Origin of the sequence: Citrobacter sp. U14242, assembly GCF_046555775.1 — a bacterium.
Lineage (GTDB): Bacteria > Pseudomonadota > Gammaproteobacteria > Enterobacterales > Enterobacteriaceae > Citrobacter.
The window spans coordinates 21,024-38,561 of record NZ_JBKGLW010000020.1 but is presented as its reverse complement, the minus strand read 5'-3'; the positions used below and the strand labels follow the sequence as shown (position 1 = coordinate 38,561).

Genomic DNA, 17,538 nt, shown 5'->3' with positions numbered 1-17,538 from the left:
GCGCAACTGCGCCCCGAAGAAAAGTCAGACAATCTGTAAGGTGCCCTGACGGTATTTACGCTGGTAGATGAACGAGGTCAGTACCATCGGGATAACAATTGAAATCACCATCGCCAGACCAAATACCTGCCAGTACGTTGGCTGGATGGAGAGGATGCCTGGCAAGCCGCCGACGCCAATGCCGTTTGCCATCACGCCGTTCAGGCCGCACAACAGCCCGGCAAGGCCCGAACCAATCATCGCGCACAGCATCGGGAAGCGATATTTCAGGTTGATACCGTACATTGCGGGTTCAGTCACACCCAGATAGGCGGAGATCGCTGCGGGAACGGAGATTTCACGTTCGTTGTGTTTGCGACTGGAGATAATGATGCCGACCACTGCGGAGGCCTGAGCGATGTTAGACAGCGCGATCAGTGGCCATACCGGTGTGCCGCCCATGCTCTGGATCATCTGCATGTCAATAGCCAGCGTGGTCTGATGCACGCCGGTAATCACCAGCGGGGCATACAGGAAGCCAAACAGCGCTGCACCAATTGGGGCAAAGCTGCCGGTCATCAGATGACGCACAGCAAAGGCGACACCGTCGCCAATCCAGCGGCCAAATGGACCGATAAAGGCATGGGCGAGGAACACCGCCAGGATCAGCGAACATACCGGGACGATGACCAGATACAGATAATCCGGGACGATGCGTTTCATCCGCGTTTCAATAAAGCCGAGCGCAAGACCCGCCAGCAGCGCCGGAATAACCTGCGCCTGGTAGCCCACTTTCTCGATAGTAAACAGGCCGAAGTTCCACACTTCCGGTACCTGCTGGCCGAGCAAATAGGCGTTCATCAGTTGCGGTGAAACCAGCGTGACGCCGAGCACGATGCCGAGGATCGGCGTACCGCCCATTTTCTTCACCGCCGACCAGCAGATCCCGACTGGCAGATAGAAGAAGATCGCCTCGCCAATCAGCCACAGAAAGTCATAAAGCGTTTTGAGTGAGGGATGCATCTGCGCCAGCGTCTGGCCGTTGCTCATCGGCAGATCGCCGATCACATTACGAAAACCTAAGATCAAACCACCGCTAATCAGCGCAGGCAGCAGTGGGAAGAAGATCTCCGCGAAGTGAGAAATCAGCTGCTCGTGCCACTTCATGTTCTGCCGCGCGGCTTTCTTTGCCTGCTCTTTGTCGGCACTGGCTTGTCCGGTGGTCGCCAACAGCGCCTTGTAGTAATCACCGACCTCGGTGCCGATCACTACCTGAAACTGCCCGGCGTTGGTGAAGCAGCCTTTGACCATCGGTAGCTGTTCGATCTCTTTGGGCCTGGCATTCGCGGGTTGATTCAACACAAAACGCAGGCGCGTAATGCAGTGACTCACCGTGGCGATATTGTCGCGCCCGCCAACCAGCTCTATCAGCCGGTCGATATCCGCTTGTTTTACTTTGCTCATGATGACGTGTGTTCCCCGTAGGTCGGATTAGACGCTTTCGCGACGTCATCCGGCAGCTGTCTCGTTGTGGGTGCCAGAGTATATCGTCGGTGAATATTTAAAAATGGGAACGTTCCCGAAACGCAGCGAAGATCACAAATTAGTGCTCAGAAAGCGATCAGGAGAGGGTGGCGGGAATGACGATTTGCCGCAGTTCGCTGCGGCCGTTGATCTGTTCGATCAGCTGTAACGCCGCTTGCCGTCCGGCTTCAGCGTAGCCGGGATCGACGGTGATGATCTCCGGATGGAGGAATTTCATCAGCGGCGTATTACCGACGCTCGCCAGTTGCAGGTTGTCGATTCGCTGTTCCTGCAGATATTTGCTGACACCAAGGGCAAGTGTGTCCGTTGCACAGACTAACGCGGTGGTTTCCGGCGTAATGACATCGGCGGCATGCTCATAGCCCTGCTTCATGGCAAGACCGGGCAGAGCAGCGACAGGGTGTAGCTTATGTTTCTTGCAGAAGGTCAGGTAGGCCTCATGACGGCGCTTACCGGTGGTGACGTCGCTATGGGGCACGCCAAGGAAGCTGATATGGCGGTGTTCACGGTCGTACAAACGCTGCATCAGGGTATGAATGGCGCCTTCGTCGTCATAACAGACTGAGGCAAAACCTTTGGCATCCCTGGCCAGCAGCACCAGAGAGTCCTGCCAGGAGGTGAGCATGGTTTCCGTTACGCCGGTAAAACCAAACAGCACCACCCCATCAATGTTGCGACGTTTGAGCATTCCCAGATGTTCTTCTACCAGTTCAGGTGAGAACTGGCTTTCCATCATAATCGGATCGTAACCCTGCTCATAAAAGGCTGGCAGCATGGTCTGCACCGCGAGGTTTTCTGAAAGTGAGTCCAGACGTGTGACGATAATCGCCACGACTTTGTCGCTTTGCCCACGCATGGCACGTGCGGAGCGGGAAGGGGAGAAACCGTGCTGATTCATCACTGCTTCAACACGTTCACGGGTGCGTTCACTAACGCCGCTTTCGTTGTTGAGCACACGGGAAACCGTTGATTTCCCCACGCCGCTTAAGCGGGCGATGTCTTTAATAGTCAGCCGATTTTGCATCCTGTTTTCCCGTTGCGCACTTTTTCAGTTATATCAAAGAGAGTAACTTTACTCATGTGGAGTGCAATGGGCAAAGTCTGCTTTAAACCGTTCACCATTCAGGCGATGTGTATACGTTTGGTTTAGTTTCCGTGCTGTATCATACCGCCATAATTGTCACAAACCTTATGGTTTTCTGCGTATAATCCGCAGCGCTTATCGTTCACTTACCGGAGGCTATATGGATCCCGATCCCACCCCTCTCCCTCAATGGAGAACCCCCCTTCTCCGGTAAGCCTGTTTTCACTGTCTTACCGGAGCTGTAAGACAGTGACGTTCTGACGTCCCTGTTGTGATTTTAAAATTGCCACCAGGCAAGGCTTTGCCACGCCTGAAGGATTTACTGCGCCTGTTTATACTGGTGCAGAGGGACTGCCTATGTTCAAAAATATTACCCGCCAGCTGTTTGCCCGGCTTAACCGCCATTTGCCGCATCGTTTGGTGCATCGCGATCCGTTACCTAATGCGCAGACCGTTGCCAGCACACCGATCCCACCGTCACTCAGTGAACATTGCCTGAAGATGGCACTGATGGATGAAGAGGCGCTGTGGAAAACGTTTGATGCGCATCCGGAAGGATTGAATACCGCAGAAGTGGAGAGCGCCCGCGAAAAGCATGGCGAAAACCAGTTGCCGACGCAAAAGCCGTCGCCGTGGTGGGTACATCTGTGGGTCTGCTATCGCAACCCGTTTAATATTCTGCTGACTATTCTGGGCGGCATTTCTTATGCAACTGAGGATCTGTTTGCTGCTGGCGTCATCGCCTTGATGGTGTGTATCTCAACGCTGCTGAATTTTGTACAGGAAGCGCGTTCGACCAAAGCGGCGGATGCGCTGAAAGCGATGGTCAGCAATACCGCAACCGTCCTGCGTGTCATCAACGAAAAAGGGGAGAACGGCTGGGTTGAACTGCCGATCGACCAGTTGGTTCCTGGCGATATTATTAAGCTGGCAGCCGGCGATATGATCCCGGCCGATTTACGTATCGTCCAGGCGCGCGATCTGTTTGTGGCGCAGGCTTCGCTGACCGGTGAATCTTTGCCGGTTGAGAAAGTGGCGACCAGCCGTGACCCGCAGCAAAGCAATCCGCTGGAGTGCGATACCCTGTGTTTTATGGGCACCAATGTGGTGAGCGGAACGGCACAGGCCATCGTCATTGCAACCGGGGCTAATACCTGGTTTGGACAACTGGCAGGCCGCGTCAGCGAGCAGGAAAATGAGCAAAATGCCTTCCAGAAAGGGATCAGCCGCGTCAGCATGTTGCTGATCCGTTTTATGTTGGTGATGGCGCCAATTGTTCTAATCATCAATGGCTACACCAAAGGTGACTGGTGGGAAGCGGCGCTGTTTGCGCTGTCTGTCGCGGTGGGGCTGACGCCGGAAATGCTGCCAATGATCGTCACCTCAACGCTGGCGCGCGGGGCGGTGAAGCTGTCCAAACAGAAGGTCATCGTCAAACACCTCGATGCCATCCAGAACTTTGGCGCGATGGATATTCTGTGCACCGATAAAACCGGTACCCTGACTCAGGATAAAATAGTGCTGGAGAATCATACCGATATCTCCGGTAAGCCCAGCGAACATGTCCTGTATTCCGCGTGGCTCAACAGTCATTACCAGACCGGGCTGAAAAACCTGTTGGATACTGCGGTTCTTGACGGTGTGGATGAAGAATCAGCCCGTCAGCTCTCTACCCGCTGGCAGAAAATTGATGAGATCCCGTTTGATTTTGAGCGTCGGCGGATGTCCGTGGTTGTGGCGGAAGAAACCGATGTGCATCAGTTGGTATGTAAAGGGGCGTTGCAGGAGATCCTCAGTGTCTGTACCCAGGTGCGTCATAACGGTGAAATTGTCCCGTTGGATGAGAACATGCTGCGCCGGGTGAAACGCGTTACCGATACGCTGAACCGTCAGGGGTTGCGCGTGGTCGCGGTGGCGACGAAATACCTGCCTGCGCGTGAGGGAGATTACCAACGTATTGATGAGTCAGACCTGATCCTCGAAGGGTATATCGCCTTCCTCGATCCGCCGAAAGAAACGACCGCCCCGGCGCTGAAAGCCCTGAAAGCCAGTGGTATTACGGTGAAAATTCTCACCGGTGACAGCGAACTGGTTGCGGCGAAAGTGTGTCATGAAGTGGGTCTGGATGCAGGTGATGTGGTGATCGGCAGCAGCATTGAAGGGTTAAACGACGACGAGCTGGCAACACTGGCTCAGCGTACCACGCTATTTGCCCGCCTGACGCCAATGCACAAAGAGCGCATTGTCACCCTGCTCAAACGTGAAGGTCACGTAGTGGGCTTTATGGGCGATGGTATCAATGACGCTCCGGCGCTGCGCGCGGCGGACATCGGTATTTCCGTCGATGGTGCGGTTGATATTGCGCGTGAAGCGGCAGACATCATCCTGCTGGAAAAGAGCCTGATGGTGCTGGAAGAAGGGGTGATCGAAGGGCGTCGTACCTTCTCGAACATGCTGAAGTACATCAAAATGACGGCCAGTTCCAACTTTGGTAACGTGTTTAGCGTGCTGGTGGCGAGCGCATTTCTGCCGTTCCTGCCGATGTTGCCGCTGCACTTACTGATTCAGAACCTGCTGTACGATGTATCCCAGGTGGCGATCCCGTTTGATAACGTTGATGAAGAGCAGATTAAAAAGCCGCAGCGCTGGAACCCTGCCGAGCTGGGACGCTTTATGATCTTCTTTGGACCGATCAGCTCTATCTTCGATATTCTGACATTTTGCCTGATGTGGTTCGTTTTCCATGCCAATACGCCAGAACATCAGACGTTGTTCCAGTCAGGCTGGTTCGTGGTCGGTCTGCTGTCGCAAACGCTGATTGTGCATATGATCCGTACCCGTCGCGTGCCGTTCATCCAGAGTCGCGCCGCATGGCCGTTGATGCTGATGACGCTGGTCGTGATGGTGGTGGGCATTGCGTTACCGTTCTCGCCATTGGCCAGCTACCTGCAATTGCAGGCATTGCCGCTGAGCTACTTCCCGTGGCTGATTGCGATTCTGGCAGGCTACATGACACTGACCCAGTTAGTGAAAGGTTTTTATAGCCGTCGTTACGGCTGGCAATAACCGCGACACGTCTCAACAGGATGGTGTTAGCACCATCCTGCATTTCTCTTCTTCATTCGAAGATATTCCTGCGTAATATTGTTGTTTTATTTTTATTGAAATACCAACGCGGCTAATTAGTATAAAACCGCGTCTTTTGCGTTGCTTTTTTATCAGGAAAACGATCTGCGTTGCAAAAATGAAACAGCGTGCTAAAAATTATAGAGCTTGGTTTTTTTTTGTGAAGGCAGTCATCGAAATAAATTGTTACACCAGTTAGTCTGCACCGGTAACGTCGTTAAGAAAGTTTCTCGCTGCCCATTTTTAATTCCGGCAGTCATTTGCTCTGCAAGCTATTCCTGTTAATGGATATTATGAACTTCTGGAGAAGGATAAATGAAACTGACAAAAAACCTGATAAGTCTGTGTATTGGCGCTTCGGTATTACTGGCCAGCCATTCAGCGTTGGCACAAACCTTCCGCGCCGCAGATGTGCATCCGGCTGATTACCCGAACGTGGTGGCAGTGAAACACATGGGGGAAAAGCTCAGCGCGGCGACTGATGGTCGTCTGGAAATTAAAACATTTCCCGGTGGTGTGTTAGGCGATGAAAAACAGATGATTGAACAGGCGCAATTAGGCGCTATCGATATTATTCGCGTCTCGATGACACCTGTCGCTGCTATCCTCCCTGAAATTAACGTCTTTACCCTGCCGTATATTTTCCGTGATGAAGACCATCTGCATAAGGTGCTCGATGGCATGATCGGCCAGGAAATTGGCGACCGTCTGACGGCCAATACCAAATCACGACTGGTGTTTTTGGGCTGGATGGATGCGGGGACGCGTAACCTGATCACCAAAAACCCGGTGGTGAAACCGGAAGATTTACACGGTATGAAAATCCGCGTTCAAGGGAGTCCGATAGCGCTGGACACCTTAAAAGCGATGGGCGCTAACTCTGTTGTAATGGGCGTCAGCGAAGTCTTTAGCGGCATGCAGACCGGCGTTATTGATGGCACGGAAAATAACCCGCCAACGTTTGTCGCGCACAACTATTTACCGGTCGTTAAAAACTACACCTGGAGCAAACATTTTATTATTCCTGAATTATTTCTTTTCTCGAAAGCGAAATGGGACAAATTGAAAAAAGAAGATCAGGATCTCATTATTAAACTCGCCAAAGAAGCACAGGTAGAACAACGCAAACTTTGGCAGGATTATAATGCGAAATCACTGGAAACGATGAAAGCCAACGGCGTTCAGTTCCACGATATTGATACGGATTATTTCTATAAAGCCACGCAGTCAGTGCGGGATAATTACGGTAAAGACCACCAGGATTTGATCAAGCGTATTCAGGATGTGCAGTAGTTCATCGGGCGGATGATATCCGCCTGAATCATTTGATTAATTCGAGGTGATGATTATGGGTGAATGCTATTCATCGGTAATGGATTTTCTTTATCGGGTCTCAATGTGGATTGCCGGTGTGGCATTATTGGTGATGGTTGCCATTATCCCGATTGGGATATTCGCACGTTATGTCCTGAACAATGCCCTGTCATGGCCTGAACCCGTCGCTATTCTCTGCATGGTGACATTCACCTTTATTGGTGCGGCGGTAAGTTATCGCGCAGGCTCGCATATCGCAGTGAGTATGGTCACTGACCGCCTGGGTGAAAGCGCCCGTCGTTATTGCTTTATTGTCGCGGATATCATGCTGGCGGCGATAAGCCTGTTTATCCTCTGGTACGGTTCCACGTTGTGTCTTGAACTGTGGGATCAACCCGTTGCGGAATTCCCGATTTTAAGCGCCGGGCAAAACTATCTTCCGCTGCCGATTGGCTCTGCTATCACGCTGCTCTTTATTGTTGAGAAGGTTTGCCGTGGCCCGCAGTACCAGCGTCCTGTTGTCATGCTGGGTTCGACCAGCTAATTACCGCCCCCATTTCATTAAGGAAAGCAGATGGATGCATTTATTCTCGTCTTTACGCTTGGCATCATGCTGGCGATTGGGGTACCGGTAGCGTACGCGGTAGGTATTAGCGCCATCATTGGCGCCTGGTACATTGATATCCCACTGGAAGCGGTGATGATCCAACTGACCAGCGGCGTGAACAAGTTCTCCCTGCTGGCGATTCCGTTCTTTATTCTGGCCGGCGCGATCATGGCCGAAGGCGGAATTGCGCGTCGGTTAGTGAATTTTGCCTACATTTTCGTGGGCTTTATTCGCGGTGGACTGTCGCTGGTGAACATTGTGGCCTCGACCTTTTTTGGCGCGATTTCGGGATCGTCGGTGGCAGACACCGCTTCCATCGGTTCGGTGATGATCCCGGAGATGGACAAAAAAGGCTACCCGCGTGACTTTGCAGCGGCAGTGACCGCCAGCGGTTCGGTACAGGCGATCCTCACGCCACCCAGCCATAACTCGGTCATTTATTCGCTGGCAACCGGTGGCACGGTATCTATTGCCGCGCTGTTTATTGCCGGGATCCTGCCGGGTCTGCTGTTAAGCTTGAGCCTGATGGTGATGTGCGTGGCGTTTGCCCATAAACGCGGTTATCCGAAAGGGGAGCGCGTGCCGTTTCGCCAGGCGTTGAAGATTTTTGTCGATACGCTGTGGGGTCTGATGACGGTGGTCATCATCATGGGAGGGATTTTGTCAGGTATCTTCACCGCGACCGAATCTGCGGCGATTGCCTGCCTGTGGGCCTTCTTTGTCACCATGTTTATCTATCGTGACTATAAATGGTCCGAACTGCCAAAGCTGATGTTCCGCACGGTGAAAACAGTCACCATCGTGATGATCCTGATTGGTTTTGCCGCCGCGTTTGGTGCTGTCATGACCTACATGCAGTTGCCGATGCGTATTACCGAAGCCTTTACCAGCATCTCGGATAACAAATACGTCATCCTGATGTGCATTAACATTATGCTGCTGCTGATTGGTACGCTGATGGATATGGCGCCGTTGATCCTGATCCTGACACCGGTCCTGCTGCCCGTGACCAACGCGCTCGGTATTGATCCGGTTCACTTCGGGATGATCATGTTGGTGAACTTAGGGATCGGGTTGATTACACCACCGGTGGGGTCGGTGCTGTTTGTCGCCAGTGCGGTGAGTAAGCAGAAGATTGAGCAAGTGGTGAAGGCGATGCTGCCGTTCTACCTCGTCCTGTTCCTGGTGCTGATGTTGGTAACGTACATTCCGGCGATTTCGTTGTTCCTGCCGAAACTGTTTGGTGTGCTGTGATGATAATGCAGTGACAAAAATCCGGGCTTTTGCGCCCGGATTATTTATTGCTTAGCGACGAACGGCGATCGCTTCAATCTCGATTTTCACGTCTTTCGGCAGACGGGCAACTTCCACGCAAGAGCGTGCAGGGAAGGTGGCGTTGTGCTCGTTAAAGAACGCTTCATAGGTGGCGTTTACGGTAGCGAAATCGTTCAGATCTTTAACGAAGACGGTAGTTTTTACGATATCGCCCACTTTCAGGCCTGCTGCTTCAACGATAGCTTTTACGTTTTCCAGCGACTGACGCGCCTGAGCGGATACGTCTTCCGATACGGCACCGGTTTTCGGATCGACCGGAATCTGACCGGAAGTGATTACCATGCTACCCAGGTCAACGCCCTGAACGTATGGGCCGATAGCGGCTGGTGCATTTTCCGTCGCAATAGTTTTGCTCATGATATCTCCAGATGAACTGCAGTATTAAGGTGTTAGCCATTATAGAGAGGCAACATTTCAATACCAACCGCAATTAGTTGGCCAGCACCACATAATGCGAAAACTCTTTTTCACAGTATTTGCATTTGAGTGCGATGTCATCAGCACGTTTTTTCACTGAAAAGCTGGAGGAAACGGGTTCTGCATGACTGATGCAGTTGCTGTTCGGGCAGACCAGCACGTTGTCGATGCGCTCCGGCAGGCTCGGACGTGATTTACCCACAACGTCATAATCGTCAATGCGGTTCACCGTCGCCTGTGGCGCGTACAGAGAAAGCTGGTTAACTTGCTCATCGGTCAGGAAGGTGTTTTCGATTTTAATCAAGTCCTTACGACCCATTTCGCCTGACGGCAGGTTCAGACCGATGGTGATACGCTGATCGGTTTCTGTCAGCTTGAACAGCGTCAGCAGTTTAAAACCAACCTGTGCGGGAATATGGTCAATCACGGTGCCACGTTTGATGGCTTCAACCTGCAGTTTGTTATCGTGTGTCATCTCTTTTTCTCCCTTACAGTGCCAGTTCGCTATTCAGTACCAGTGCCAGTAACGCCTGGCGGGCGAAGATGCCGTTGCCAGCCTGCTGGAAATACCAGGCGTGCGGCGTCTTATCGACATCGGTGGTGATCTCATCGATACGCGGCAGTGGATGCAGCACCTTCATGTTCGCTCTGGCACCATTCAGGTCGCTGGCACGCAGGACGAACTGTGCTTTCACGTTGGCGTACTCGGAAGGGTCCAGACGCTCTTTTTGTACGCGGGTCATGTAGAGGATATCGACCTCCGCCATGACCTCTTCAATCGTGCCGTGCAGGCTCCAGGCGATGCCTTTTTCATTCAGCATATCCAGAATGTATTGCGGCATGGCCAGCGCGTCCGGGGCGATAAAGTAGAAGCGATTGCCTTCGAACTTCGCCAGCGCCTGGGTCAGGGAGTGAACGGTACGGCCATATTTCAGGTCGCCCACCATGGCGATTTGCAGATTGTCCAGACGCCCCTGCGTTTCCTGAATAGTGAACAGGTCCAGCAGCGTTTGGGTGGGATGCTGGTTAGAACCATCGCCTGCGTTCAGTACCGGTACGTTGCCGGAGAATTCGGTTGCCAGGCGCGCGGCGCCTTCCTGCGGATGACGCATTACGATGGCGTCGACATAGGTGCTGATGACGGAAATGGTGTCGGCCAGGGTTTCACCTTTTTTGCCCAGCGACGTGTTGCTGCTGTCAGAGAAACCCACCACGCTGGCACCCAGGCGGTGCATCGAGGTTTCAAAGGATAAACGGGTGCGGGTTGACGCCTCAAAGAAACAGCTGGCAATCACCTTGTGCTTTAACAGCTCCGGCTGCGGGTTAGCTTTTAATTTCGCCGCCGTCGCGAGGACCAGATTGAGGTCGTCGCGGCTGAGGTCATTTATGGAAATGATGTGTTTTTGATAGAGCGGGTTAGCCATGTTTATCTCCTGACGCCTGGGCAAAAAAAAAGCCCCTCAATTGAGGGGCTTGGAATGGATGATCAACGGAAAGAAAAACGGCAGGCCAGCGTCCTTTTTCAGACGCGGTAAGACAAAATGTCGTACACACTGAACCATACATCCTCCCGGCAAATTGTCCGCGATTATACTCAGCTCCGTTATGGGATCAAGCGGAAAATGCACAATTTATTCACCGCAAACGGTTCTTATGAATTTTAATTCATTTTAAATAGATAGTTAATCTGCTTGTGCACCAACCCCGTTCGCTGCACTACTCGCGGCGCAACCCAGACAATACTGCTGCCAGCGATGACACCCAGAATCTCTGGTAACGCGTGGTAATCGAGGATTCTGGCAACGGCACGGCCATAACCTGCTGCAGTGTGAATGAGGATAAACTCGCTATTGTGTTCCACGCTGACCACCATTTCAGCAATCGATCGGGCAGCATCAGGAGCGGGTCGTGATTGCGGATTTACAGAATAAATTTTTTGCCCTTTTGTATTTCTTATTTTTATAGCCCCGAGCAGTTTCAGCAGACGGGATACCGTTGACTGGCTAATTCCGGTAAAACCATGGTGTTGTAGATCGCGGCGAAGCGCTTCCTGGGACAGGTAGCTTTTTTCAGTAATCAGGCGCAGACAAATCGCCAGTTGTTTCTGCTCTTTGGTCGAGTAATTATCGAATTCCTTCATAAATACACCCTAATTTATCATTTATATCAATGTGATGGCGAAATTCACCACATTTGCAGTATCAATAACGGCTCAAACGGGCGGTTGTGCAGAAAAACGAGAGAGCGCGCAAAAAAGCCGTCGGGATCCGACGGCTAAAAGGGCTACAACATCGCGCCGATACTCAGGACGGCCATGTTCAGCAACGTCAAAATGAGCAGGAGCGGGGCGACCCATTTCAGGTATCGCACGTAAGGAACGCGGGCGATGGCCAACCCGCCCATCACAACTGCTGAGGTGGGCGTAATCAGATTCACAATGCCGGAAGCGGATTGATACGCGGTGACGACCAGATCCCTGGGGACATGCGCGAAGTCGGCCAGCGGGGCCATGATGGGCATGGTGAGGACCGCCAGACCCGAAGAGGAAGGGACCAGGAAGGAGAGCAAAACTTCCAGCCAGTAGGTCACATTGATGAAAATGGTGGTGGAAAGTCCGGAGACGATATTTTCCGCGCTGTGCAGAATAGTATGGGTGATCATGCCGTTATCCATCACCACCACGATGCCGCGCGCAATACCGATAATCAGCGCGACGCCAAGCAGATCACGTGCCCCGTCAATGAATGTGCCAGTAAATTCCTCCTCACTCATGCGGGCGATAACGCCGACGATAATCGCAGATGCCAGAAAAACCCCGGAAATTTCTGCCATCCACCAACCGAGCACCGCCACCCCATAGATCATCACCGCAAAGGCAGCGGCGAAAATCAGCAGGATCCATTTACGCGTTGTTGTGAATTCAAGTTTGGTATTGGCGCGACTACCGAGAAAATGGACGCGGTTTTCCGCCATTTTATCTGCCACGATGGAAAGTTCAGGATGGCTGCGAACTTTCCGTGCATAGCGCATGACCCAGACCACACAGATAACATAGCCGACGACCAGCAGCAGAATGCGCATCAGCATTCCCTGGGTGAAGGGGATCCCGGCGGCGTTAGCCGCGATAACCGTTGCGAAAGGGTTGATTGTCGAACCGAGTGTGCCAATGCCCGCACCGAGCAGAACGGTGGCGGCGGCAACCAATGGATCAAAGCGTGCGGCCATCATGACCGGAACCAGCAATGTGTAGAAGGGGAGTGACTCCTCCGCCATCCCGTAAATCGTACCTCCGGCGGCAAAAAGTCCCATCAGAATGGGGATCATCCACTCCTCTTTACCGTTCAACCTGACCGTCACGCGCTCGATACCTGCGTCGATGGCGCCTGTTTTGTTTACTACGCCGAGAAATCCACCAATAATCAGGACAAACAACGCCACATCAATTGCGCCTGCGGTATAGGTTTCGTGGTTGTAAAGACCGTCAATCGGCGCCAGCAGTACAGCGGTAAAACCTTGCGGATGCGCCTCTGTGGGGGCATAAGTACCGGCAACCGGCACTTCTTTGCCCAAAGTGGCATTCATCGCCATCTGGTATTTCCCTGCCGGGACTATCCAGGTCATAACCGCGACGAGTGCAATGAGAATAAACAGGATGGTATATGCGCTGGGAAATTTGAATTTGCCCATGATGTTCTCCGGATAGCTTGGGCATATGCCGTCAGGCGACATATGCCCGCTGGGGTTAGTCGCCGAGGGTCGCTACCATTACCGCTTTAATGGTATGCATCCGGTTCTCAGCTTCGTCGAAGACGATGGAATGCGCTGACTCAAAAACCTCTTCCGTGACTTCAAGCCCTTTCAGACCGTAGGCCACTTCAATTTCACGTCCCACTTTTGTGTGCTCGTTATGGAAGGCGGGCAGACAGTGCATAAATTTCACATTGGGGTTAGCGGTTGCGTTGATGACCCGTTGGTTAATCTGATAGGGCGTCATCAGACTGACGCGTTCTGCCCAGGCTTCTTTGGGTTCGCCCATAGAGACCCAGACATCGGTGTAAAGGAAATCGACGTCGTATACGCCTTCCTCGACATCCTCTGTGAGCGTAATGCGTGCGCCAGTTACACTGGCGATTTCACGGCATTCAGCAACCAGCGTCTCGTCAGGCCAGAAGGATTTCGGCGCGACCAGACGAATATCCATTCCCATTTTCGCCGCGCCGACCATCAGCGAATTTCCCATGTTATTACGGGCGTCACCGAGATAAGCGAAACTCAGCTCCGGCAAGGTTTTACCCGGCGCGTGCTCCAGCATGGTCATCAGATCCGCGAGGATCTGCGTGGGGTGAAATTCGTTCGTCAGTCCATTCCATACTGGAACCCCGGCAAATTGCCCCAGTTCCTCCACAATGTCCTGACCGTATCCGCGGTACTCAATGCCGTCGTACATGCGGCCTAGCACGCGGGCGGTATCTTTCATTGATTCTTTGTGACCGATCTGCGATCCGCTTGGACCGAGATAGGTCACCTGTGCGCCCTGATCGAAAGCGCCGACTTCAAAGGCGCAGCGGGTGCGGGTAGAGGTTTTTTCAAAGATCAACGCGATGTTTTTACCAACCAGCGTTTGTCTTTCGCGCCCGGCCTTTTTTGCTGTTTTTAACTCGATAGCCAGATCGATCAGGTACTGGATTTCCGTTGGGGTGTAGTCCAGCAGTTTGAGAAAATTGCGATTTTTCAGGTTAACAGTCATGAAAATGTCCTTATGTAGGCCGGATAAGGCGCAGTCGCTATCCGGCAAAAAAGCCCTAAGCATTAGCGTCGGTGGTTTCGGGCCGGATTAGCGTGCCTTTGTCTCCGGAGAGGATGACCGGACCGTCAGCCAATGAGCCGATGCCTGCTATTCCGTGACAGCGAGAGACAAATTCCGCGCAGGCGGTGACTTTGGGGCCCATTGAACCGGCGTCGAATTGCATTTCGCTGAGCAGTTCCGGAGTAACCTGGGCCAGCGGGCGCTGAGTAGGCTTGCCCCAGTCGAGGTACACGGCATCAGCGTCGGTCAGGATCAACAGCGCATCGGCGTGGATTTGGTTGGCGAGCAGGGCGGCGGAGAGATCTTTGTCGATCACCGCTTCAATACCGTGGTAGCCATCGGCTTTTTCCACCACCGGCACACCGCCGCCACCGTTGCAGATAACCAGATGATCGCAGGCGATCAATGCGCGAATAGCGTCACTTTCAACGATACGTTTAGGTTGTGGAGAGGGCACAACGCGACGGAATGCTTTGCCATCAGCTTTGAAAACCCAACCCTTTTCCGCGTGTAGTGTTTTAGCCTGAGCGTCGTCGTAAATTGGGCCGATATATTTGGTTGGGTTGTTGAAAGCCGGATCGTTGGCATCGACTTCAACCTGAGTCAGCAGCACACTAATTTCACGCTGTGGAAGCTGGTTTTTCAGCGCCTGTTGCAGCATATAGCCAATCATTCCCTGACTTTCCGCACCGAGAATGTCGAGCGGATAGGGGGTGACGCTGGCATACGCACTGTTTTGTAACGCCAAAAGTCCAACCTGGGGGCCATTGCCGTGTACCAGGATCACGCGCCACTGTTGCGTGAGCTGAGCGATAGTTTTTGCCGCCAGCTCAATATTCTTGCGTTGGATGTCAGCTTCCAGCGGCTCGCCACGTTTAAGTAATGCATTGCCGCCCAGAGCCACAACCAGGGTAGGTTTGTTTTCCATGACTTTTCCTTAAATACCGTCGCGTTCCAGTGGGCAGCTCATGCAGCGTGCGCCGCCGCGTCCGCGTCCAAGTTCGTCGCCAGGAATGGGTAAAACGGTGATGCCTGCTTTGTCGTATTTCTCGTTGGTCCAGATGTTGCGCTCGTAGCCCACTACCACTCCGGGGCGTAGCGTCAGGACGTTGTTTGCGTCATTCCACTGTTCGCGTTCAGCTTCGAAGGCATCGCCACCGGTGGTGATCAGACGAATTTGGTCGAGGCCAAGCGCTTTCTCGAGTGCGTGGAGCAGCGTTTTTTCCGGCATCCTTTTCAGGCCGCCGCGCCCGTCTGGTGTCAGGGTCCAGCACTGCACATCCGGACGCACGACTTCCGGGTAGACGGAGAAGGTATCGATATCGATGTGGGTCATGACGGTATCGAGATGCATGCAGGAGCGATGTTTAGGCAGTTCGACCGCAATGACACGTTCGGCCTGACGATGGCTGAATAGCGACTGGGCAAGGAACTCGATTCCCTGCGGCGTTGTGCGTTCCGACATACCGATGAGAACTGCGCCGCGACCAATAACCAGCACATCGCCACCTTCTAATGTGGCATGGTCATAATTAATATTTTCATCGCCGAAATATTTAATAAATTCACCATCAGAAAATAGGGGGTGCCAACGGTAGATCGCCCGCAGGTTATTGGTTTCTCTTTGTCGCGCTGTTTTTGCCATCGGATTAATGGATACACCGTTATATATCCAGCATGAGGTGTCGCGGGTAAATAAGTGATTTGGTAATGGCTTCATAATGAAGTCATTAATATCGTGAGTATCGACTACCATATTTTTGATTGAGGCGGGAATTTCTCCGTAGGTCAGCCCTCCGCTTAAATGCCGGGCGAGTTCCCGATGCTGCATATCGGCAAGCCAGGCGCGAATATCCGTGGCAAAAGCGGGGCCAAGGCGATAATCAGAAATTTGTGTATCCAGCAGCCAGATTTTGGCATCTGGGATATCCAGAGTTTGTGTCAATAAATCAGTGAGTAACAGAACCTCAATTCCCTGTTCACGCAACGTGTTGGCGAATATGTCATGCTCTTCTCCTGCACGTTCTACCGAAAGAACATCATCAAAAAGCAGTTCCTGACAATTTGATGGCGTCAGCCTTTTTAAACTGAGGTTAGGGCGATGTAGCATCACGCTACGTAATTGACCGATTTCAGACCCGACATAATGCTTTTCCATCATTATTCCTTTAATACTATTTTAAAAAATAAAGAGGAGATGCCTGCAAATAATATTTATCGCAGTCATGATTTTTCAGCTGATTTCAGAATCTATATTTAAGTCTTATTCGATGAGGAAACGTGATTTATTTCACAGTCAGGTCGATATTTGGCTTTTGTTGTTTAATTTATGATATAGCTCTGAGTATTAAGAAAATAAAAAAGCGAATAATTGAATTACTACGCGAGAATATGTCTTGTTATTTATCAGTGTTAATTTTATGTACACTTTTAGAGTGCTGCAATATAAATAATATATTGATTTATTTGTGTTTTTTTCTGTGTTGTGAATTATTATGCGAATCTATGATTTTATTATTTGCGCGGTAAAGTTATTTTCAAAATAAATATGACGATGAAGAAGGATAACGAAGGAGATGTGAATTGTGATCGACAGCTAGTTTTTCTAACAAAGTTTTTTAGAACAGTGGGTTACTGATGGGTTTGAAAAAGAAGGGCAGAAATTTATGCAGAGTTTATGCATAACCTGTTGCTGAGAGTTAGCAATTATTTAACATCATCAGCGATAAACATGCGTTGACGCAAAATATCAGCAAATAGCAGTGGTATGGCAGACTGTTTTTTCGTATAACACATAAAATGAAACGTTGTTTTAATTAAGGGGTTTGAGATGATTGTCGGCAATATTCACAACCTGGATGCCTGGCTGCCAGAAGAGCTGCGTCAGGCGATTGAACACATCAAGGCGCACGTGACGGATGCGACGGAAAAGGGTAAGCATGACATCGACGGTGATCGTCTGTTTTATCTGATTGCAGAAGATATGACGGAGCCGTTTGCTCAGCGCCGCGCCGAGTATCACGCCCGTTATCTGGATATTCAGATCCTGCTAAAAGGTCAGGAAGGGATGGCGTTCAGTACACAGCCTGCGGGTGCGCCGGAAACCGACTGGCTGGCGGATAAAGATATCGCCTTCCTGCCGGAAGGCGTACAGGAGAAAACGGTGGTGCTGAATGAAGGTGACTTCGTGGTGTTCTATCCGGGTGAAGTGCATAAACCGCTGTGTGCAGTTGGGGCTCCGGCACTGGTGCGCAAAGCCGTAGTGAAAATGCGGGTGGCATAAGCGTGATTGCCGGGGGCGGCTTTGTCTTACCCGGCCTACAA

General features: G+C 51.8%; 16 protein-coding genes and 1 pseudogene. 6 read left to right on the top strand and 11 right to left on the bottom strand.

All coding sequences use genetic code 11. From position 1 onward, the window contains the following. Nucleotides 1-24: 24 nt before the first annotated feature. The gene (gene treB / locus ACLJXE_RS23400; RefSeq protein ID WP_286630586.1) at nucleotides 25-1,443 is read right to left on the bottom strand and encodes a PTS trehalose transporter subunit IIBC; all 1,419 of its coding nucleotides are present in this window, start codon (nucleotides 1,441-1,443) and stop codon (nucleotides 25-27) included. 157 nt (nucleotides 1,444-1,600) lie between these two features. Next, the gene (gene treR / locus ACLJXE_RS23395; protein WP_137383943.1) at nucleotides 1,601-2,548 is read right to left on the bottom strand and encodes a trehalose operon repressor TreR; all 948 of its coding nucleotides are present in this window, start codon (nucleotides 2,546-2,548) and stop codon (nucleotides 1,601-1,603) included. A gap of 417 nt (nucleotides 2,549-2,965) precedes the next feature. Here treR and mgtA point away from each other — a divergent pair, with 417 nt between their 5' ends. From mgtA to ACLJXE_RS23375, 4 genes are all read left to right on the top strand, one after another. Then, complete coding sequence (gene mgtA / locus ACLJXE_RS23390; RefSeq protein WP_410752179.1) at nucleotides 2,966-5,674, top strand: magnesium-translocating P-type ATPase; 2,709 nt, start codon at nucleotides 2,966-2,968, stop codon at nucleotides 5,672-5,674. 375 nt (nucleotides 5,675-6,049) lie between these two features. Beyond that, nucleotides 6,050-7,027: a TRAP transporter substrate-binding protein gene (locus ACLJXE_RS23385; RefSeq protein ID WP_286630589.1), complete on the top strand. Its 978-nt coding sequence runs from the start codon at nucleotides 6,050-6,052 to the stop codon at nucleotides 7,025-7,027. 55 nt (nucleotides 7,028-7,082) lie between these two features. Beyond that, on the top strand, nucleotides 7,083-7,592 hold the full coding sequence (locus ACLJXE_RS23380) for a TRAP transporter small permease (RefSeq protein WP_286630590.1): 510 nt from the start codon (nucleotides 7,083-7,085) through the stop codon (nucleotides 7,590-7,592). 30 nt (nucleotides 7,593-7,622) lie between these two features. Further along, nucleotides 7,623-8,909, top strand: coding sequence for a TRAP transporter large permease (locus ACLJXE_RS23375; protein ID WP_202039765.1), 1,287 nt, complete (start codon nucleotides 7,623-7,625; stop codon nucleotides 8,907-8,909). Between the two features lie 51 nt (nucleotides 8,910-8,960). Here ACLJXE_RS23375 and ridA read toward each other — a convergent pair whose 3' ends face one another. The 4 genes and pseudogenes from ridA to pyrL form a co-directional block, all read right to left on the bottom strand. Further along, nucleotides 8,961-9,347 carry a 2-iminobutanoate/2-iminopropanoate deaminase gene (ridA, locus tag ACLJXE_RS23370; RefSeq protein WP_286630591.1) on the bottom strand — a complete coding sequence of 129 codons (387 nt, stop codon included), beginning with the start codon at nucleotides 9,345-9,347 and terminating at the stop codon, nucleotides 8,961-8,963. 73 nt (nucleotides 9,348-9,420) lie between these two features. Further along, nucleotides 9,421-9,882 (bottom strand): aspartate carbamoyltransferase regulatory subunit, encoded by a 462-nt coding sequence (gene pyrI, locus ACLJXE_RS23365; protein WP_016151492.1) that lies wholly within the window; start codon nucleotides 9,880-9,882, stop codon nucleotides 9,421-9,423. 13 nt (nucleotides 9,883-9,895) lie between these two features. Then, nucleotides 9,896-10,831: an aspartate carbamoyltransferase gene (gene pyrB, locus ACLJXE_RS23360; protein WP_016151493.1), complete on the bottom strand. Its 936-nt coding sequence runs from the start codon at nucleotides 10,829-10,831 to the stop codon at nucleotides 9,896-9,898. 2 nt (nucleotides 10,832-10,833) lie between these two features. Beyond that, nucleotides 10,834-10,969: pseudogene (gene pyrL, locus ACLJXE_RS23355) on the bottom strand (pyr operon leader peptide). Between pyrL and ACLJXE_RS23350 the strand changes: the two are divergent. Continuing rightward, entirely contained in the window at nucleotides 10,949-11,071 is a 123-nt protein-coding gene (locus ACLJXE_RS23350) for a hypothetical protein (RefSeq protein WP_085951582.1), read from the top strand. The pseudogene pyrL and the gene ACLJXE_RS23350 sit on opposite strands and share 21 nt — an antisense overlap. Here the strand turns inward: ACLJXE_RS23350 and ACLJXE_RS23345 are convergent. The 5 genes from ACLJXE_RS23345 to arcA all read right to left on the bottom strand — a co-directional run bounded on the left by ACLJXE_RS23345 (nucleotide 11,068) and on the right by arcA (nucleotide 16,372). Beyond that, nucleotides 11,068-11,547, bottom strand: a complete 480-nt coding sequence (locus ACLJXE_RS23345) for an arginine repressor (RefSeq protein WP_410752178.1) — start codon at nucleotides 11,545-11,547, stop codon at nucleotides 11,068-11,070. The genes ACLJXE_RS23350 and ACLJXE_RS23345 overlap by 4 nt on opposite strands. Before the next feature lie 143 nt (nucleotides 11,548-11,690). Further along, nucleotides 11,691-13,094 (bottom strand): YfcC family protein, encoded by a 1,404-nt coding sequence (locus ACLJXE_RS23340; RefSeq protein WP_410752177.1) that lies wholly within the window; start codon nucleotides 13,092-13,094, stop codon nucleotides 11,691-11,693. Between the two features lie 55 nt (nucleotides 13,095-13,149). After that, on the bottom strand, nucleotides 13,150-14,154 hold the full coding sequence (gene argF / locus ACLJXE_RS23335; protein WP_410752176.1) for an ornithine carbamoyltransferase: 1,005 nt from the start codon (nucleotides 14,152-14,154) through the stop codon (nucleotides 13,150-13,152). 55 nt (nucleotides 14,155-14,209) lie between these two features. After that, complete coding sequence (gene arcC, locus ACLJXE_RS23330) at nucleotides 14,210-15,142, bottom strand: carbamate kinase (protein WP_410752175.1); 933 nt, start codon at nucleotides 15,140-15,142, stop codon at nucleotides 14,210-14,212. Nucleotides 15,143-15,151: 9 nt separating this feature from the next. Then, on the bottom strand, nucleotides 15,152-16,372 hold the full coding sequence (gene arcA / locus ACLJXE_RS23325; protein ID WP_410752188.1) for an arginine deiminase: 1,221 nt from the start codon (nucleotides 16,370-16,372) through the stop codon (nucleotides 15,152-15,154). Nucleotides 16,373-17,044: 672 nt separating this feature from the next. Between arcA and ACLJXE_RS23320 the strand changes: the two genes are divergently transcribed. Beyond that, entirely contained in the window at nucleotides 17,045-17,497 is a 453-nt protein-coding gene (locus tag ACLJXE_RS23320) for a YhcH/YjgK/YiaL family protein (RefSeq protein WP_410752174.1), read from the top strand. The last annotated feature ends 41 nt before the right edge of the window (nucleotides 17,498-17,538 follow it).

What these genes read in the sequence shown, in the direction of transcription:
- treB (WP_286630586.1), bottom strand. Translation starts at nt 1,443, where the DNA reads ATGAGCAAAGTAAAACAAGCGGATATCGACCGGCTGATAGAGCTGGTT.
- treR (WP_137383943.1), bottom strand. Translation starts at nt 2,548, where the DNA reads ATGCAAAATCGGCTGACTATTAAAGACATCGCCCGCTTAAGCGGCGTG.
- mgtA (WP_410752179.1), top strand. Translation starts at nt 2,966, where the DNA reads ATGTTCAAAAATATTACCCGCCAGCTGTTTGCCCGGCTTAACCGCCAT.
- ACLJXE_RS23385 (WP_286630589.1), top strand. Translation starts at nt 6,050, where the DNA reads ATGAAACTGACAAAAAACCTGATAAGTCTGTGTATTGGCGCTTCGGTA.
- ACLJXE_RS23380 (WP_286630590.1), top strand. Translation starts at nt 7,083, where the DNA reads ATGGGTGAATGCTATTCATCGGTAATGGATTTTCTTTATCGGGTCTCA.
- ACLJXE_RS23375 (WP_202039765.1), top strand. Translation starts at nt 7,623, where the DNA reads ATGGATGCATTTATTCTCGTCTTTACGCTTGGCATCATGCTGGCGATT.
- ridA (WP_286630591.1), bottom strand. Translation starts at nt 9,347, where the DNA reads ATGAGCAAAACTATTGCGACGGAAAATGCACCAGCCGCTATCGGCCCA.
- pyrI (WP_016151492.1), bottom strand. Translation starts at nt 9,882, where the DNA reads ATGACACACGATAACAAACTGCAGGTTGAAGCCATCAAACGTGGCACC.
- pyrB (WP_016151493.1), bottom strand. Translation starts at nt 10,831, where the DNA reads ATGGCTAACCCGCTCTATCAAAAACACATCATTTCCATAAATGACCTC.
- ACLJXE_RS23350 (WP_085951582.1), top strand. Translation starts at nt 10,949, where the DNA reads ATGTCGTACACACTGAACCATACATCCTCCCGGCAAATTGTCCGCGAT.
- ACLJXE_RS23345 (WP_410752178.1), bottom strand. Translation starts at nt 11,547, where the DNA reads ATGAAGGAATTCGATAATTACTCGACCAAAGAGCAGAAACAACTGGCG.
- ACLJXE_RS23340 (WP_410752177.1), bottom strand. Translation starts at nt 13,094, where the DNA reads ATGGGCAAATTCAAATTTCCCAGCGCATATACCATCCTGTTTATTCTC.
- argF (WP_410752176.1), bottom strand. Translation starts at nt 14,154, where the DNA reads ATGACTGTTAACCTGAAAAATCGCAATTTTCTCAAACTGCTGGACTAC.
- arcC (WP_410752175.1), bottom strand. Translation starts at nt 15,142, where the DNA reads ATGGAAAACAAACCTACCCTGGTTGTGGCTCTGGGCGGCAATGCATTA.
- arcA (WP_410752188.1), bottom strand. Translation starts at nt 16,372, where the DNA reads ATGGAAAAGCATTATGTCGGGTCTGAAATCGGTCAATTACGTAGCGTG.
- ACLJXE_RS23320 (WP_410752174.1), top strand. Translation starts at nt 17,045, where the DNA reads ATGATTGTCGGCAATATTCACAACCTGGATGCCTGGCTGCCAGAAGAG.